The sequence below is a fragment of the Mesorhizobium ciceri biovar biserrulae WSM1271 genome (assembly GCF_000185905.1).
Lineage (GTDB): Bacteria > Pseudomonadota > Alphaproteobacteria > Rhizobiales > Rhizobiaceae > Mesorhizobium > Mesorhizobium ciceri.
In genome coordinates this window covers 1-15512 of record NC_014918.1, presented here as the reverse complement: position 1 = coordinate 15512, position 15512 = coordinate 1, and the positions used below count along the sequence as shown (strand labels likewise).

Genomic DNA, 15512 nt, shown 5'->3' with positions numbered 1-15512 from the left:
TCGGGAATTTTGAATCCTGCCCGGAACTGCCTACGGCGATCGCCTGGCTTCGGCATGTCGACCGCTACACAGATCGCTTGGCCAAGTGCCGTGCCATTAAAACCGCGATTGCTTTGCCGATAGAGCAGGAACCAGACTGGAGACTAGCTCACCGCCACGCCATCCTCGATCGCTGCCGTCGCCGTGGTACCCAAAGTGAACACCGCTTGCGCCACTCCGGAGCCGCGCGCCGCCGCCACCTCGCCTTCCGGATGCACCAGCCGCTGATATGCTATCGGGCCAGGATTATCGGACGCGGCAGACTTTGCCCGATGAGCGTGATCCCGGTATCAAGTCTTGTCACACGCGCAGCACGTGCCGCTTTCCAAAGGCAAGAGATGCACCTCCTACTGTGTCAGGGCCGTTATCGAGGGGCGCTTGTTGAAGTCGCACTTGCCGGTGACGCTGTAGAAGAAGTCGGCATTTGAAGACGGCGTCGGCACGGTTGTGCCGCCGTCCTCCCAGGCTTGATAGCTGGTTACACCACAAGGCACGATGGTGAAGATGTCGACCTTCTGCCCAGTCGGGGTCTCGGTCAGGTTGTTCGCGTCCACGCCGCTGTAGAGTCGGTTGGAGGTGGTCGGATCATCCGACTTTAGGTACTTCGGGTTGCCCGATGGTACGTACATCTGCAGCGAGAGGCCAGCCATCTGGTTGACGTCGATCGACGCGCCGGCGCTGTTGGCTGGGTACATGGTGTTGAGGCAAGTGGTTGAATATTTCTTGGTGCCGCTGGTCTGGAGTATCGCGTCTGCGGTCAGACCCGTGAAGGTGCTCACGCCGGCGGTGGTGCAAACTTGCGACTGGACAAGCGTCTTGATGTCGGCCCCGCCGTTGTTGGTGATTGTGTACACATTCGTTGTGCCGTAGCCCTTCGGATCACCGAAGCCGTTATAGGTATACTCGATCGACATCAGCGGCTTGGCCACCGTCGCTCCAAATGTCGTGCCGTAGAGCGTCATCGTCTTGTTCCACCAGCCCGACACCTTGGAAACCTTGAAGGTAGTCTGCACCAGGGCCGGCGTCTTGCTCGCCGCCGACCCAACGGCGACCGGCACCGTGTTGATCCTGGCGATCTGCATGAACACGGTGGGCATGGAGTAACTTGCCATGGCCTGCGCGGTGGCGGTGCCATTGGCGGAAACCACAAAGCTGTTCAGTGTCGGGGTACCCAGGCCATGGTTGGCGATGAAGGTATCCTGCAGCATAGTCTGGCGCTGCGCCAACGTTGAGGTTGTGTCCATACCGGTGATCGATAGGACCGCGGCATCCAGCGCCTGCTGCTCGTTGGACCGGGTCTGGACCGCCCTGGTATAGTCGACCGAGAAGCCGATGGCGGTGATGATGGGCGCCAGCATGAAAACAAACAACGGGGCCATCGAACCGTCATGGGAACGCGCGAACCGGTCTACAATTCAGACGTGGGAGCATTTCTGAGCGGCTCAGACCGCCACCGAGTGCCTGGCTTTGCCGGTTTCAAGATATTTGTCGAACTTCGCTGCGATGCTTCTGACAAAGGGCCGGCTTTCCGCCGGCACGACGAAGCGGTCACCATCAAGTTCAAGCAACCGCGCCGGATCATGAAGGACCGTGGAACTTGCCTTCAGCAGAAGCCTCTGGCCGGCTTTGCCAAAACGCTCCACCAGCTCGATGGCTGAGAAGGCGAAATCACACATCAGCCTCTCGATGATCCAGCCGCGGACGCGGTCGTCGTCGGAAAGCGCGATGCCGCGGACAGCCGCCAGCCCACCGTCTGAGACCATGCGTCCATACTCCGTGTTCGATGGCATATTCTGCACATAGCCTTGGCGAAATTGACTGATGGACGATGGGCCGAGGCCGATCAAGGTTTCGCAGCGATCCTCGGTATAGCCTTGGAAATTCCGGCGCAAGCAGCCGGTTCGGGCCGCTACAGCCAACGCATCGTTGGGCTTGGCGAAATGGTCGAAGCCGACGGGCTCATACCCCGCGTTCAGCATAAGACACGCGGCCAGTTGTGATTGAGCAAGGCGCTGTGCCGGACCAGGCAACCATGCCTCGTCGATCATCGTCTGATGCTTCTTGAACCAGGGTACATGCGCGTAGCCAAACAACGCCATCCGATCCGGTTCCAGGGTCAGTGCCTGCGCGACGGTTGAGGAGACGCTCTCCCTGGTCTGGTGCGGCAAGCCGTAGAGCAGGTCCAGATTGACCGATTCGACGCCGCGCGAACGAACGCCATCGATGACCGCTTTGGTCTGCAAAAAGCTTTGCTCGCGGTTAATTGCCTTTTGTACCTTCAGGTCAAAGTCCTGGACGCCGAGGCTCGCCCGGGTCATGCCGATCTCGGCCAGCGCATCAAGACGGGCGTCGTCCATATCATTGGGATCGATTTCGACGCTGATCTTGGCGTCCGGAAGGAAATCGAAGCTGGACCGCAATGCTTTCCCCAGCACCACCATGTCCTCGGACTTCAGCATCGTCGGAGAGCCGCCACCGAAGTGGACGGCGCGCACGCCAGCCTTGCCGCCGACAATACGGGCAACGGTGGCGATCTCGGCGTGCAACGAGCGGAGATAGGCAGTTACCGGCTCATAGTGACGTGTTTGCTTGGTGTGGCAGGCACAGAACCAGCAGAGTCTGTCGCAGTAGGGAATATGCAGATAGAGTGAAATCTCGTCGCCGTTCTCCAGCGCCTCCAGCCAGCCTCGACAGATAGTGGCATCGACCCCCGGATGGAAATGCGGCGCGGTCGGATAGCTCGTGTAGCGCGGCACGTTCTCGCCAAGTCTGGCAGCTAGTTCCGGTCGCATCTCGCCATTCCTGTGGTTGCATGGCCCGGAAAATGACCGCAACGGCACGCCGATACCTTGATTTCGGTCAAAGCCTTTGCACCGGACAAACTGCCACAAGGCTTTTTCAATGGCCGATGCTTATCTTGCCGATACCCTGGATCCTCGGACGATCGTGATGACAGTGCGTCAGGATGTTCATAGTGCCGGTATTCCCGTGCTTTGCCAATCCTGCGAGGCAAGGCATCGCGGCATTTGCGGTGCCCTTGATCCCGATCAATTGGTCGGGCTCGCCAAGACCTCGTCAAAGCACACCGTTGAACCGGGGTCAGAACTGATGGGCGACGCCGAAACCGTCGACAGCTATTCCAACGTGCTTTCCGGCGTCGTGAAGCTGACGAAGAGCCTTTCGGACGGGCGCCAGCAGATTGTCGCGCTTCAGTTTGCCCCCGATTTTCTGGGACGGCCGTTCAAGGTGGAAAGCGTGATCAACGCGGAAGCGGCAACGGCCGTCTCCCTGTGTTCGTTTCCAAGGGCTTCCGTCGAAAGGATGATGAGGGAGTCGCCGGATCTCGAGCACCGCCTGCTCAAGCAGACGCTGAACGAACTCGACGATGCACGCGACTGGATGGTCACGCTGGGACGCAAGACCGCTGCGGAAAAAGTGGCGAGCTTTCTGCTGATGATTGCCAGAAACATCGATCCCACGCTCGATCCAAACACCAATCCGACGAGCTTCGAACTGCCTCTCACACGTGCCGACATCGCCGATTTCCTCGGCCTGACAATCGAGACGGTGAGCCGCCAGTTGACCCGGCTGCGGACAGACGGCGTGATCCGGATCGACAACAACCGCCATGTGACTGTGGACAGCCTTGCCCGGTTGGCGAGCCGCTCCGGAGCCTAGAGTAATTCCAGGAAAAGGCTGAAACAGTTTTCCGTCCGGAATTGCGTCAACTCTAGTCTCGATCGACGATCCCGATCATCGGCAGGACATGCTCGCGTTCAAACACGATGTGCCGGCGCAGATTCTCGAACAGGCCGCGCAACATGAACCCGAGGGCTTCGGGGTTTTCGACCGCCTCGCCATGACCGATGGCCAGCAGAATTTCGGTCACCTCACCGCCAACGCATTCGTCTTCCATATGTTCGGCCCGCAATCGCCGGGTTGAGGCAAGGTTCGCATTGCTGCTGACCACGGCATCCTCGTAGGCGGGAAAGATGACCGTCTCTTCGTATTGATCAATGTTGCGCAGCAGCGGAACGATCGCGTTGGCCGCGCCGAGACACTCCAGGCGATCGACGCCGGGCAAGGCGCCCGCCATTCTTTCCAGGGCGTCGCAGAGCTGCAGCTTTTCCCTGTGCGCGCGCTTCATCACCGCGGCTGGACCACTTCCCTGCTGGATCGATCAGTCGGTGCGGGATTTTCATCGCCTGCTTCGAACAGCGACGATCCCAGCCCCTTCTTCCGGCTCAAGGGCGGCCTCCGAGTGCAAGACCACGCTGCCCACTCAGAAGGGGCTGGGCTTTGACATGGATCAAGGCGGCGACAACGCGACTGCTGAATTGGTGTCTATGCGGATTGGCGTCCGCGCATCGGAATCCGAGGTCGGGGATAGCTCATGAAGTTCGGCACGCAAATCTTCGTTTTGAGCCTTTTCACATTTGCAGCCCTGGTGGCCGCGGGCTTCGGCGTGGACCAGCCCTTTCGACAGCATATGTGGGTGCTGTTTTTTGTGTTGCTTGGTTTTGTCGCCATCCTCATCCGCAACACGAATTTCGAGGTGGCCGCTCCGATTGACCCATCCGCTTACATGGATGGTCCAATCCGCTACGGCGCCATCGCCACCATGTTCTGGGGTGTCGTCGGCATGCTTGTCGGCGTGGTCATCGCGCTGCAGCTTGCCTACCCCGATCTCAACATCCAGCCCTGGTTCAACTTCGGCCGTTTGCGGCCGCTGCATACGTCCGGAGTGGTCTTCGCATTCGGCGGCAACGCATTGCTTTGCACGTCATTGTACGTCGTGCAACGCACCTGTCGCGCGCGCCTGTTCGGCGGCGATCTCGCCTGGTTCGTGTTCTGGGGTTACCAGCTTTTCATTGTCATGGCCGCGACCGGCTATCTGCTCGGCATCACCGAGAGCCGGGAATACGCCGAACCCGAATGGTACGTGGACATCTGGCTGACCATCGTCTGGGTCGCCTATCTCATCTTGTTCCTCGGCACGATCTTCAAGCGCAAGGAACCGCACATCTACGTCGCCAACTGGTTTTACCTCTCCTTCATCGTGACCATCGCGATGCTGCATGTGATCAACAACCTGTCGATGCCGGCCTCGTTCCTGGGCTCAAAGAGTTACTCCGCCTTTTCCGGGGTCCAGGACGCCCTGACGCAATGGTGGTATGGCCACAACGCCGTCGGCTTCTTCCTCACTGCCGGCTTCCTCGGCATGATGTATTACTTCGTGCCCAAGCAGGCGAACCGGCCGGTCTATTCCTATCGGCTGTCGATCATCCATTTCTGGGCGATCATCTTTCTCTACATCTGGGCCGGGCCGCATCACCTGCACTACACCGCCCTGCCCGATTGGGCGCAGACGCTCGGCATGGTGTTCTCGATCATGCTGTGGATGCCGTCATGGGGTGGCATGATCAACGGCCTGATGACGCTGTCCGGCGCCTGGGACAAGCTGCGCACAGACCCCATCATCCGTATGATGGTGATGGCCATCGCCTTCTACGGCATGTCGACCTTCGAAGGTCCGATGATGTCGATCAAGACGGTCAACTCGCTGTCGCATTACACCGACTGGACCATTGGCCACGTGCACTCCGGTGCGCTCGGCTGGGTCGGCATGATCTCGTTCGGCGCAATCTACTTCATGGTGCCGAAGCTCTGGAACCGTGAGCGGCTCTACTCGCTGAGGCTCGTCACCTGGCACTTCTGGCTGGCGACCCTGGGGATCGTCGTCTACGCCGCCGTCATGTGGGTTTCCGGCGTCATGCAGGGCCTGATGTGGCGTGAATACGACGAGCAGGGTTTCCTGGTCTATTCCTTCGCCGAAACCGTGGCCGCCATGCATCCCTACTATCTCATGCGCGCCATTGGCGGGGCAATGTATCTCTCCGGCGCCCTGATCATGGCCTGGAACATCGCCATGACCATCCTCGGATACCAGCGCGAGGAGGAGCCGATGCCCGGCTCTGTTCCCGCCCTTCAGCCTGCCGAATAAGGAGCCAGACAATGGGCTTGATGGACAGACACGCACTCATCGAGAAGAACGCCACGCTTCTTCTCGTTGGCTCTCTTCTTGTGGTGACCGTCGGCGGCATCGTCGAGATCGCACCGCTCTTCTATCTCGACAACACGATCGAGAAGGTGGAAGGCATGCGCCCCTATTCGCCGCTCGAACTTGTCGGGCGCAACATCTATGTGCGCGAGGGCTGCTACCTCTGCCACAGCCAGATGATCAGGCCGTTCCGCGACGAAGTCGAGCGCTACGGTCACTACAGCCTGGCTGCCGAGTCGATGTACGATCATCCTTTCCAGTGGGGATCGAAGCGTACCGGGCCGGACCTCGCCAGAGTTGGCGACCGCTACTCGAATCTGTGGCATGTCGAGCATCTCACGGATCCGCGTTCGGTGGTGCCGGAATCCATCATGCCGAGCTACGCGTTCCTCAAAGACACGCCGATCGAGGTGGAGGACTTCTCGACGCATCTGGTTGCCAACAGGCGTGTCGGTGTCCCCTACAGCGATGACATGATCGCCCGCGCCAATGCCGACCTGATGGCGCAAGCCGATCCCAACGCCGACACGTCCGGCCTCGAAGCCCGCTACCCCAAAGCCAAGATCGGCGACTTCGACGGCAACCCGCAACAGGTCACCGAAATGGATGCCCTTGTCGCTTATCTCCAGATGCTCGGCACGCTGGTCGATTTCAAGAACTACGACGAAGCCGCGGGCTATCGCTGAGGGAGTTCTACCCATGGATTACAATTTGATGCGAGAGTTTGCCGACAGCTGGGGCCTGGTCGCCATGGCGCTTTTCTTTGTCGGCGCGACTGCCTTCGCGCTCCGCCCCGGCAGCCGCAAGCTGGCCGACGAAGCTGCCCGGATTCCCCTTGAGGACGAGTGATCATGAGCGACGAGCATATCGATGAAATCTCCGGCGTCTCGACCACCGGCCACGAATGGGATGGCATCCGGGAACTGAACAACCCGCTTCCCAGATGGTGGGTCATCACGTTTTACATCACCATTGTCTGGGCCATCGGCTACACCATCGCCTATCCGGCATGGCCCCTGCTGCACTCGGCGACGAAGGGTTTGCTCGGCTATTCCAGCCGCAACGAAGTCAGGAACGAGCTGACTGCGGCTGAAGCCGCCAAGGGCAAATACATCTCGGCGGTGGCGTCCAAGAGCGTCTCGGAGATCGCCGCGGACGATGGCCTGCGCGAATTCGCAATCGCGGCCGGTGGTGCCGCCTTCAAGGTCAATTGCGTACAATGCCATGGCTCCGGCGCCCAAGGTTCCAAGGGCTTTCCCAATCTCAACGACGACGACTGGCTGTGGGGCGGCAAGGCCGAGCAGATCCAGCAGACGATTACGCACGGCATCCGCTTCGCGTCCGATCCGGACACGCGCCTGTCGGAAATGCCTGCCTTTGGCGACATCATAACCGCTGACCAGATCGCTCAGGTCGGCACCTATGTCGCCAGCCTGTCGGGAAAGGTCCAGCATGCCGGCCTCGTCGAGCCCGGCGCCAAGGTCTTTGCTGAAAATTGCGTGGCCTGTCATGGCGACAATGCAAAGGGCAACAAGGAGCTGGGCGCCCCCGATCTGACCGATGCGATCTGGCTCTATGGATCCGGTGAGACAGCCATCGCCACCCAGGTCCGTGCGCCAAAACAGGGCGTCATGCCAGCCTGGGGCGCACGCCTGGGCGAGACCAAGGTCAAGGAGCTCGCCGTCTACATCCATTCGCTTGGTGGTGGGGAATAGGAAGCGGGGACCTGTTCCCGGCCCTTCGCCAGCCAAGCGAAGAGGCCCGGCCATGCCGGGCCTCGACCTGTATTCGGCACCGGCAATTGACTTGCATCAACGCGCCTGCCCCCGCCCCGCGCCAAGACTTGCCTACGCTGGCAGCCTGGGCATGGGCAGATTGTCGCCTGCGCGAGTGGAGATGCATGTGCTGGACAATACGCAGGTAGAGCGGCTCGAAGCCGAAGCGGTCAATTCCGCCAAGGTGCGCCAGCCGATGTATGCCGCGCGCAAGAAGATATTCCCGAAACGGGCAACAGGGAACTTTCGTCGGTTCAAGTGGCTGGTGATGGCGATCACACTCGGTATCTACTACCTGACACCGTGGTTGCGATGGGACCGCGGCCCGTTCGCCCCGGACCAGGCCGTGCTGCTCGATCTCGCCAACCGGCGCTTCTACTTCTTCTTCATCGAGATCTGGCCGCAGGAATTCTACTATGTGGCCGGCCTTCTGATCATGGCCGGCGTCGGTCTTTTCCTGATCACGTCGACTATCGGTCGCGCCTGGTGCGGCTATACATGTCCGCAGACTGTATGGGTCGATCTGTTTCTGGTCGTCGAGCGCGCCATCGAGGGTGATCGCAACGCACGCATGAAACTCGATGCCGGCCCATGGACCGCCCGCAAGCTTGCGCTGCGGGCATCGAAACACGCCATCTGGCTGGGCATAGGGGCGGCGACGGGCGGCGCCTGGATCTTCTATTTTGCCGATGCGCCGACGCTGGTTGGCGAACTCTTCACCGGCACCGCGGCACCCGTTGCCTACATCACCGTCGCCGTGCTGACGGCCACGACCTATACGTTCGGCGGGCTGATGCGCGAACAGGTCTGCACCTACATGTGTCCATGGCCACGCATCCAGGCGGCCATGCTCGACGAAAGTTCGCTCACCGTCACCTACAATGACTGGCGCGGCGAACCGCGTTCGCGTCATGCCAAGAAGGTGCAAGCCGCGGGACAGTCGGTCGGCGACTGCGTCGACTGCAATGCCTGTGTCGCGGTCTGCCCGATGGGGATCGACATTCGCGACGGCCAGCAGCTCGAATGCATCACCTGCGCGCTTTGCATCGACGCCTGCGACGGCGTCATGGGCAAGCTCGGCAGGGAACGCGGACTGATTTCCTACGCAACGCTCTCCGATTACAACGCCAACATGATGCTGGCGACCGCGGGCGGCTCCAGTTCAGTCAACCCGTCGCTGGTCAGGACCGCTGATGGCCTGTTCTCCGACAAGGTGGCGCATTTCCATGTCAGCAAGATCTTCCGGCCACGCACCTACGTCTACATGGGTCTGTGGTCGCTGATCGGCCTGGGTCTGCTCTATTCGCTGCTGACGCGCGACAGGCTCCAAGTCAATGTGCTGCACGACCGCAATCCGCAATTCGTAACGTTGTCCGACGGCTCCATCCGCAACGGCTACACCGTCAAACTGCTCAACATGATCCCCGAGCCGCGGATCATTGTTGTCACCATGCAGGGCTTGCAAGGAGGCGAAATGAGCGTGGTCGGAGACGACATCAAGGCGGGCCGCTCCTTTGCCATCCCGGTCGAGCCCGATCGCCTGAAAATGCTGAAGGTCTTCGTGCGCCAGCCGGCCGACCAAATCCGTGGCGCAGCGCAAACCTTCACGTTCCGTGTCGAGGACAAGTCGAGCTTCGAGGCGGACGAATACACCGCCACCTTCAACGCGCCGGAGATCGCCAGATGACCGCTAACGCTGAAAAAACCCGCGAATTCACCGGCAGGCACATGCTGTTCACCATCCTTGCCTTCTTCGGCGTGGTCATCGCGGTCAATCTGACGATGGCCACGCTCGCCAACACCAGTTGGACCGGCCTTGTCGTCGAGAACACCTATGTGGCGAGCCAGCAATTCAACAAGAAGGCCGAGGAGGGTCGCGCGCAAGCAGCCCTTGGCTGGACCGGCAGGCTGACCATCGCATGGGGCGAAGTTCGCTATGGCCTCACCGACGCCGCCGGCAAGCCGGTTCCCTTGCATGGCGTCAAGGTGCTGTTTCGCCATCCCGCCTACGAGAAAGAGGACAAGTCGGTCATCCTCGCGCCCGCCTCGGACCAGGAATTCGCAGCCCAGCACATGCCGAAGGACGGCGTCTGGATTGTGGAAGTCGACGCCGACGCCGGTCTGGAAAAGCCGTATCGCGACGTCCGCAGGATCATGATTTCCAATGGAGCGCTGCAATGAGTTGTTGTGCACCGGGCGCCGAAATGGCGCTTGATCTGGTCAACACCGGATCGGTCCTGCCGTCCAGCCAGGAGATCAGGCTGGCGAGCCGATCGCTCGGCGATGATCTCCGCCAGACCGATCTTTCAGTCCCCACGGTTCATTGCGCGGCCTGCATCGAGGCGATCGAGACGGCATTGGGAATGCTCGATCAAGTGGAGAGCACTCGGGTCAACCTGTCGACGAAGCGGGTCGCGGTCCGCTGGCGTGGAAACCAGGTGCCACCGTTCGTCGCCGCGCTGGGACGGCTAGGCTACGAGGCGCATCTGTTCGACCCCGAGGTCGACAACAAGGACAAAACGCTTTCGGAGCTGATCCGCGCCGTTGCTGTCGCCGGCTTTGCGGCGGGCAACATCATGCTGCTTTCAGTGTCGGTCTGGTCTGGCGCCGAAGGCGCAACGCGGGACCTGTTTCATTGGCTCTCGGCGCTGATCGCGATCCCGGCACTTGCCTTCGCGGGCGGCATCTTCTTCCGCTCGGCCTGGAACGCGCTGCGTCACGGCCGCATGAACATGGACGTGCCGATCGCGGTCGGGGTGTCCCTCGCCTACGCCATGAGCCTCTACGAGACGATCAACCATGGCGACCACGCCTATTTCGATGCGTCGGTGTCGCTGCTGTTCTTCCTGTTGATCGGCCGCACGTTGGATCACGTGATGCGCGAACGTGCCCGGACCGCCGTGAAAGGCCTGTCCCAGTTGGCCGTACGTGGCGCCATGGTGCTGCGCGGCGACGGCGCACGCGACTATCTGCCGGTTGGCGAGATCGAACCCGGCATGCTGCTGTTGATCGCAGCCGGTGAAAGGATACCCGTCGACGGCAAGGTCTCTCGAGGGACGTCGGACCTGGACTGTTCGCTTGTCTCGGGCGAGAGCACGCCCCGAAGCGTAGCGCCAGGCGAAGCCGTACAGGCTGGAGTCCTCAACCTGACCGGCCCGCTGACGATTGGGGCGACAGCCGCCGCGAAAGATTCGTTTCTGGCGGAAATGGTTCGGCTCATGGAAGCCGCTGAGGGCGGTCGCGCGCATTATCGCCGGATCGCCGATCGCGTTTCAGCGCTCTATGCTCCGGTGGTTCATCTCACCGCCTTCGTGACTTTCCTTGGCTGGATGGCGGCGACGGGCGACTGGCACCGGGCGACAACCATCGCCATTGCCGTTCTGATCATCACCTGCCCGTGCGCGCTCGGCCTCGCCGTGCCGATCGTGCAGGTGGTCGCCGCGCGGCGCCTGTTCGAGAACGGCATCATGGTCAAGGACGGTTCGGCCATGGAGCGCCTGGCGACGATTGATACAGCAGTGTTCGACAAGACCGGGACCCTCACGCTCGGCCAGCCCCGGCTGGTCAATGCGGGCTCGATGGATCCGGGCATGCTGGCAGTCGCGGGAGACATGGCCGCGCATTCCCGCCATCCGTTTTCAAGGGCCATAGCCGGCTTTGCCGCTCCTGGCGCGCGGCACAAATTCGATACCGTGACCGAGCATCCAGGGTTTGGCATCGAAGCCACCGACGCCGGAAGCACTTGGCGGCTAGGTCGACGCGGATGGGCTGGATGGAAGGCCCGGACCGGTGGTGAAGGCAAACATGGCTATGGCGGAACGGTGCTGACAAAAGACGGGCTCATTGTCGCGACCTTCAATTTCGAGGATGCGCTGCGCGCCGACGCCGGCTTGGCGATCAAGCTATTGAGCGACGCCGGGGTGTCGGTGCAGATGCTGTCGGGCGATACTGCGGGTGCCTGCGGTGAAGCCGCCGAGATGCTGGGTATCGAGGACTTCGTTCCGTGCCTGTTGCCATCCGGCAAGGTCGAGCGCATCGAGACCCTGGCGAAAGACGGACACAAGGTTCTGATGGTTGGTGACGGCCTCAACGACACGCCTGCACTGAGCGCGGCGCATGTCTCGATCGCACCGGCCACCGCCGCCGACATTGGCCGCTATGCGGCCGACTTCGTATTCCTGCGCGAAAGCCTTCTGGCTGTGCCTCTCGCGCTGGATGTCTCGCGCAAGGCGGGACACCTGATCCGCCAGAACATCGCGATTGCGATCGTCTACAATGCCGTCGCCGTGCCGATCGCCATCCTGGGCCACGTCACGCCTCTTATCGCAGCGATCGCCATGTCCGCTTCATCGCTGCTCGTGATCGGAAATGCGCTGCGTCTGCAGAGTTCCAGGCCAAGTTCGCCGGTGAAAAATGTTCGGCGCGACAGGCGTTCCGATATCACCAAATTGGCCTAATCCTCATGACAACCCTTGCCTACCTCATACCTGTGGCCCTCTTTCTTGGCGCGCTTGGCCTGGGGGGGTTCCTGTGGGCTTTGAAGAGTGGCCAGTACGAAGATCTCGACGGCGCCGCCGAGCGGATCCTTATCGATCGGGAAGACAAGATCGGCAGATAGCGAAGTGCTGGCAAAATAACCGGACCACGACCGTCTCCACCTTGACTATGACGCGCCAGATCGGTGTCCGAGAATCTTAGGTCTCCAAAATGAACTCCACCAATTTGCGCCAGCGCAAAGAAACGCTGCGTCAGGTCAGCTAGGTTCTGCTCATCCGCAACGGTTGAGAGATAGGAGACTGACATGATCACGCGACGTGAAGCTCTGTTCGGGGCAGCGATCGGCGCTGCCGCCGTGGCAGCACTACCTGCATTTTCGGCACCTGTGACAAAGGCGGACATTCGAGGGCTCGCCCGCGAAAAGATCAAGCTCGTGGCACCGCCGTTCGTCCATCCGCACGATCAGGTTGCCAAGGGTGGACCCAAGATCGTCGAGTTCACCATCACGATCGAGGAAAAGCCTCTTGTCATCGACGCCGACGGCACGACGCTCAATGCGATGACCTACAACGGCTCGATCCCCGGCCCGCTGATGGTCGTTCATCAGGACGACTATCTCGAGCTGACGCTCATCAATCCCGACACCAACTCACTCGCCCACAACATCGACTTCCACGCCGCGACTGGCGCTCTGGGTGGTGGCGGTCTCACGCTGATCAATCCCGGCGAACAGGTGACCTTGCGCTTCAAGGCGACGCGGACGGGAACGTTCGTCTACCACTGCGCACCTGGTGGCGCGATGATCCCTTGGCATGTCGTCTCCGGCATGAGCGGCGCAATCATGGTGTTGCCGCGCGATGGGCTCAGGAACGACAAGGGCGAGCCGGCCAGATACGACAAGATCTTCTACATCGGCGAGAACGACTTCTATATTCCGCGCGACGAGAAGGGCAATTTCAAGAGCTACGAATCTGCCGGCGACGGTTACGATGACATCGTCAAGGTCATGCGCGGGCTGATCCCGACGCATGTCTTGTTCAACGGCAAGGTAGGTTCCCTGACCGGCGACAACGCCATGAAGGCGAAAGTCGGCGAGACCGTGTTGATCGTCCATTCACAGGCCAACCGCGATACCCGGCCGCATCTGATAGGCGGTCACGGCGACTATGTCTGGGAACAGGGCAAATTCGCCAACCCGCCGGCCAAGGACCTGGAAACCTGGTTCATCCGTGGCGGCTCGGCGGGCTCGGCGCTGTATACGTTCCTGCAGCCAGGTGTCTACGCCTACGTGAATCACAATCTGATTGAGGCCGTGGAACTCGGAGCGACCGCTCACTTCATGGTCGAAGGCGAGTGGGATGCCGACCTGATGACGCAGGTCGAGGCGCCCAAACCCATAGCCACCAACTGACGGCACTCGAAAATGCCCGGACGGCGCCGCTGTCCGGGCAAGGACAAAAGCCATGTCTCTTTTCATCCTGAAGGTCCTGCCGGTCGCCCTGGCCGCCGCTGCTGTTCCGGTAGGGCTCTCGCTAGAGGCGGTCTTTGGAGATCGACAATCCCACCCCATCGCTATGACGGTTGTCTTGCTTTCCGGTTCGATCATCTATCCGACTCCGGGCGAGTTCCTGAAAGAGGGACGCCCGCAAGGCAACCCCCGCCTCGAGCGGCAACTCGACAGACCTCTCGAAATCATGGCCTACCAGGTCGGCGCGGCCGACTATGCGGACTGCGTGTCGGCTGGCGGCTGTCAGCCAGCTCAGGAGACGCGCGCGATCCCAAGCAAAGCTCCCGTCACCGGAGTAAGCTATCTCGATGCGAATGCCTACGCCCGGTGGTATTCGGAAGTGACCGGCGACCAATGGCGACTGCCATCCGACGAAGAGTGGGCCTTTGCCGCTGCTGAGCGGTTCGCAGGCGAATTCGAGGGTGTCGAAAACGACGCCACCAACCCCGCCAGACGATGGCTCACCAGCTACAAGGCCGAGGTGGACCTCAATCGCAAACCGGACCCGATGCCCAAGAGCCGTGGCTCGTTTGGTTTCAATTCCCTGGGCCTTGCCGACTTTTCTGGCAACGTCTGGGAGTGGACTTCGACCTGCTATGTCCGCACCACGTTGGCTGCGGATGGAAGCGGTGTTGCGAGTTCGGTCGACAATTGCGGTGTCCACGTCCTTGAAGGGCTTCACAGAGCCTACATGTCGAACTTCGTCAGTGACGGAAAAAGCGGAGGCTGTGCCGTCGGTACGCCTCCCGACAATCTGGGATTCAGGCTGGTGCGAGACCGCTCTGGCTGGGCGAGCGATCTGCTCTCTCACCTGAGAATAATCTGACCGTCAGCGCCGTCGGATCTTAGTATCGGCGGCGGCTACAAACGTGACGGACCCGCTTATCGACCGGGCGACAGCATCCGCTTCAGTGTGCCATCGCGAAGCCAGTACTGGTGGAACAGTGCCGCCACGGCATGGACCGAAATCAGGACGACAAACACTGGCTTGTTGAGGGAATGGATGTCGCCCCATGGGTCGCCAATGTAGAAAGCGAGCAGTCCCACAATGGGCGTTAAAAGCAAGAGCAGATAGAAAAGGCCGTGTGAACCACGTGCGGCGATCCGCATCCAGCCAGGTCCGCTTTCTGCAGGCTCAGGCGCACCGGAAACTACACGCATTAGCAACCGGATCAGCACGAGTGCCAGGGTCGAAATTCCTATCCAGTAATGGGCAGAGCCCAATGCCTGATCGGCTGACGAGACGGCGGCTCCATCTTCGGCAGCATCGACCACGGTTGTCATGCTCTCGCCAAAGAACAGTTGGAATAACACCAGCGCAGCTATGATCCAATGAAGCGCAATCTGGGAAGTTGAGTAGCCAATTCTGGTTTCCGCCATTTGATTTTTCCTGACGTTTAACAGCTGCGTGATCGCGATACTGAATAGCCAGGGAACATCGACATAATTTGGCTCGAATCCTCCCGGAATTGTGGCTGCAACCTTACGCATTTGTAAGGCGATGGGGACGTCGAACAGCCGTCCGCGGCCCTCGCCTCGTGGAGGCACCGGCCACGTCCCTCGTCCGGATTATAGTTTTAGCCTCACAGTTGTCTGAGCTTGTGGGGCAGCGTCACATCATCCCCTCAGATCG

Annotated in this window: 16 protein-coding genes; 11 read left to right on the top strand and 5 right to left on the bottom strand. The window is 60.7% G+C overall.

Going from position 1 to position 15512, the window contains the following annotated elements; genetic code table 11:
• Nucleotides 1-143: 143 nt before the first annotated feature.
• From MESCI_RS32920 to hemN, 3 genes are all read right to left on the bottom strand, one after another.
• On the bottom strand, nucleotides 144-239 hold the full coding sequence (locus tag MESCI_RS32920; RefSeq protein ID WP_245265417.1) for a hypothetical protein: 96 nt from the start codon (nucleotides 237-239) through the stop codon (nucleotides 144-146).
• A 147-nt stretch (nucleotides 240-386) separates the two neighbouring features.
• On the bottom strand, nucleotides 387-1418 hold the full coding sequence (locus MESCI_RS30215; protein WP_013525006.1) for a TadE/TadG family type IV pilus assembly protein: 1032 nt from the start codon (nucleotides 1416-1418) through the stop codon (nucleotides 387-389).
• Between the two features lie 63 nt (nucleotides 1419-1481).
• Complete coding sequence (gene hemN, locus MESCI_RS30210; RefSeq protein WP_013525005.1) at nucleotides 1482-2831, bottom strand: oxygen-independent coproporphyrinogen III oxidase; 1350 nt, start codon at nucleotides 2829-2831, stop codon at nucleotides 1482-1484.
• Nucleotides 2832-2988: 157 nt separating this feature from the next.
• Here hemN and MESCI_RS30205 point away from each other — a divergent pair, with 157 nt between their 5' ends.
• Nucleotides 2989-3717: a Crp/Fnr family transcriptional regulator gene (locus MESCI_RS30205; RefSeq protein ID WP_164920110.1), complete on the top strand. Its 729-nt coding sequence runs from the start codon at nucleotides 2989-2991 to the stop codon at nucleotides 3715-3717.
• Between the two features lie 52 nt (nucleotides 3718-3769).
• Here MESCI_RS30205 and MESCI_RS30200 read toward each other — a convergent pair whose 3' ends face one another.
• Nucleotides 3770-4186, bottom strand: a complete 417-nt coding sequence (locus MESCI_RS30200) for a hemerythrin domain-containing protein (protein WP_013525003.1) — start codon at nucleotides 4184-4186, stop codon at nucleotides 3770-3772.
• 246 nt (nucleotides 4187-4432) lie between these two features.
• Between MESCI_RS30200 and ccoN the strand changes: the two genes are divergently transcribed.
• The 10 genes from ccoN to MESCI_RS30150 all read left to right on the top strand — a co-directional run bounded on the left by ccoN (nucleotide 4433) and on the right by MESCI_RS30150 (nucleotide 14705).
• Nucleotides 4433-6043: a cytochrome-c oxidase, cbb3-type subunit I gene (ccoN, locus tag MESCI_RS30195; protein WP_013525002.1), complete on the top strand. Its 1611-nt coding sequence runs from the start codon at nucleotides 4433-4435 to the stop codon at nucleotides 6041-6043.
• A gap of 11 nt (nucleotides 6044-6054) precedes the next feature.
• The gene (gene ccoO / locus MESCI_RS30190; RefSeq protein ID WP_013525001.1) at nucleotides 6055-6786 is read left to right on the top strand and encodes a cytochrome-c oxidase, cbb3-type subunit II; all 732 of its coding nucleotides are present in this window, start codon (nucleotides 6055-6057) and stop codon (nucleotides 6784-6786) included.
• Nucleotides 6787-6799: 13 nt separating this feature from the next.
• Complete coding sequence (locus MESCI_RS30185; RefSeq protein WP_013525000.1) at nucleotides 6800-6949, top strand: CcoQ/FixQ family Cbb3-type cytochrome c oxidase assembly chaperone; 150 nt, start codon at nucleotides 6800-6802, stop codon at nucleotides 6947-6949.
• 2 nt (nucleotides 6950-6951) lie between these two features.
• The gene (gene ccoP, locus MESCI_RS30180) at nucleotides 6952-7815 is read left to right on the top strand and encodes a cytochrome-c oxidase, cbb3-type subunit III (protein WP_013524999.1); all 864 of its coding nucleotides are present in this window, start codon (nucleotides 6952-6954) and stop codon (nucleotides 7813-7815) included.
• 181 nt (nucleotides 7816-7996) lie between these two features.
• Nucleotides 7997-9562 carry a cytochrome c oxidase accessory protein CcoG gene (ccoG, locus tag MESCI_RS30175; protein ID WP_013524998.1) on the top strand — a complete coding sequence of 522 codons (1566 nt, stop codon included), beginning with the start codon at nucleotides 7997-7999 and terminating at the stop codon, nucleotides 9560-9562.
• Entirely contained in the window at nucleotides 9559-10056 is a 498-nt protein-coding gene (locus MESCI_RS30170; protein ID WP_013524997.1) for a FixH family protein, read from the top strand. The genes ccoG and MESCI_RS30170 overlap by 4 nt, the downstream gene beginning before the upstream one ends.
• Nucleotides 10053-12332, top strand: coding sequence for a cation-translocating P-type ATPase (locus tag MESCI_RS30165; protein ID WP_013524996.1), 2280 nt, complete (start codon nucleotides 10053-10055; stop codon nucleotides 12330-12332). Before MESCI_RS30170 ends, MESCI_RS30165 begins: the two co-directional genes overlap by 4 nt.
• 5 nt (nucleotides 12333-12337) lie before the next feature.
• Nucleotides 12338-12493: a cbb3-type cytochrome oxidase assembly protein CcoS gene (gene ccoS, locus MESCI_RS30160; RefSeq protein ID WP_013524995.1), complete on the top strand. Its 156-nt coding sequence runs from the start codon at nucleotides 12338-12340 to the stop codon at nucleotides 12491-12493.
• Nucleotides 12494-12676: 183 nt separating this feature from the next.
• Nucleotides 12677-13783, top strand: a complete 1107-nt coding sequence (gene nirK / locus MESCI_RS30155) for a copper-containing nitrite reductase (protein ID WP_013524994.1) — start codon at nucleotides 12677-12679, stop codon at nucleotides 13781-13783.
• A 52-nt stretch (nucleotides 13784-13835) separates the two neighbouring features.
• Nucleotides 13836-14705, top strand: coding sequence for an SUMF1/EgtB/PvdO family nonheme iron enzyme (locus tag MESCI_RS30150; protein WP_013524993.1), 870 nt, complete (start codon nucleotides 13836-13838; stop codon nucleotides 14703-14705).
• A gap of 56 nt (nucleotides 14706-14761) precedes the next feature.
• On the opposite strand, the gene MESCI_RS30145 is transcribed toward MESCI_RS30150, so the two are convergent.
• Nucleotides 14762-15259 carry a cytochrome b gene (locus MESCI_RS30145; RefSeq protein WP_013524992.1) on the bottom strand — a complete coding sequence of 166 codons (498 nt, stop codon included), beginning with the start codon at nucleotides 15257-15259 and terminating at the stop codon, nucleotides 14762-14764.
• Nucleotides 15260-15512: the final 253 nt, after the last annotated feature.

Bases quoted from the DNA above. Each gene is read 5' to 3' on its own strand.
- MESCI_RS30215 (WP_013525006.1), bottom strand. From the start codon at position 1,418: ATGGCCCCGTTGTTTGTTTTCATGCTGGCGCCCATCATCACCGCCATC.
- hemN (WP_013525005.1), bottom strand. From the start codon at position 2,831: ATGCGACCGGAACTAGCTGCCAGACTTGGCGAGAACGTGCCGCGCTAC.
- MESCI_RS30205 (WP_164920110.1), top strand. From the start codon at position 2,989: ATGACAGTGCGTCAGGATGTTCATAGTGCCGGTATTCCCGTGCTTTGC.
- MESCI_RS30200 (WP_013525003.1), bottom strand. From the start codon at position 4,186: ATGAAGCGCGCGCACAGGGAAAAGCTGCAGCTCTGCGACGCCCTGGAA.
- ccoN (WP_013525002.1), top strand. From the start codon at position 4,433: ATGAAGTTCGGCACGCAAATCTTCGTTTTGAGCCTTTTCACATTTGCA.
- ccoO (WP_013525001.1), top strand. From the start codon at position 6,055: ATGGGCTTGATGGACAGACACGCACTCATCGAGAAGAACGCCACGCTT.
- MESCI_RS30185 (WP_013525000.1), top strand. From the start codon at position 6,800: ATGGATTACAATTTGATGCGAGAGTTTGCCGACAGCTGGGGCCTGGTC.
- ccoP (WP_013524999.1), top strand. From the start codon at position 6,952: ATGAGCGACGAGCATATCGATGAAATCTCCGGCGTCTCGACCACCGGC.
- ccoG (WP_013524998.1), top strand. From the start codon at position 7,997: ATGCATGTGCTGGACAATACGCAGGTAGAGCGGCTCGAAGCCGAAGCG.
- MESCI_RS30170 (WP_013524997.1), top strand. From the start codon at position 9,559: ATGACCGCTAACGCTGAAAAAACCCGCGAATTCACCGGCAGGCACATG.
- MESCI_RS30165 (WP_013524996.1), top strand. From the start codon at position 10,053: ATGAGTTGTTGTGCACCGGGCGCCGAAATGGCGCTTGATCTGGTCAAC.
- ccoS (WP_013524995.1), top strand. From the start codon at position 12,338: ATGACAACCCTTGCCTACCTCATACCTGTGGCCCTCTTTCTTGGCGCG.
- nirK (WP_013524994.1), top strand. From the start codon at position 12,677: ATGATCACGCGACGTGAAGCTCTGTTCGGGGCAGCGATCGGCGCTGCC.
- MESCI_RS30150 (WP_013524993.1), top strand. From the start codon at position 13,836: ATGTCTCTTTTCATCCTGAAGGTCCTGCCGGTCGCCCTGGCCGCCGCT.
- MESCI_RS30145 (WP_013524992.1), bottom strand. From the start codon at position 15,259: ATGGCGGAAACCAGAATTGGCTACTCAACTTCCCAGATTGCGCTTCAT.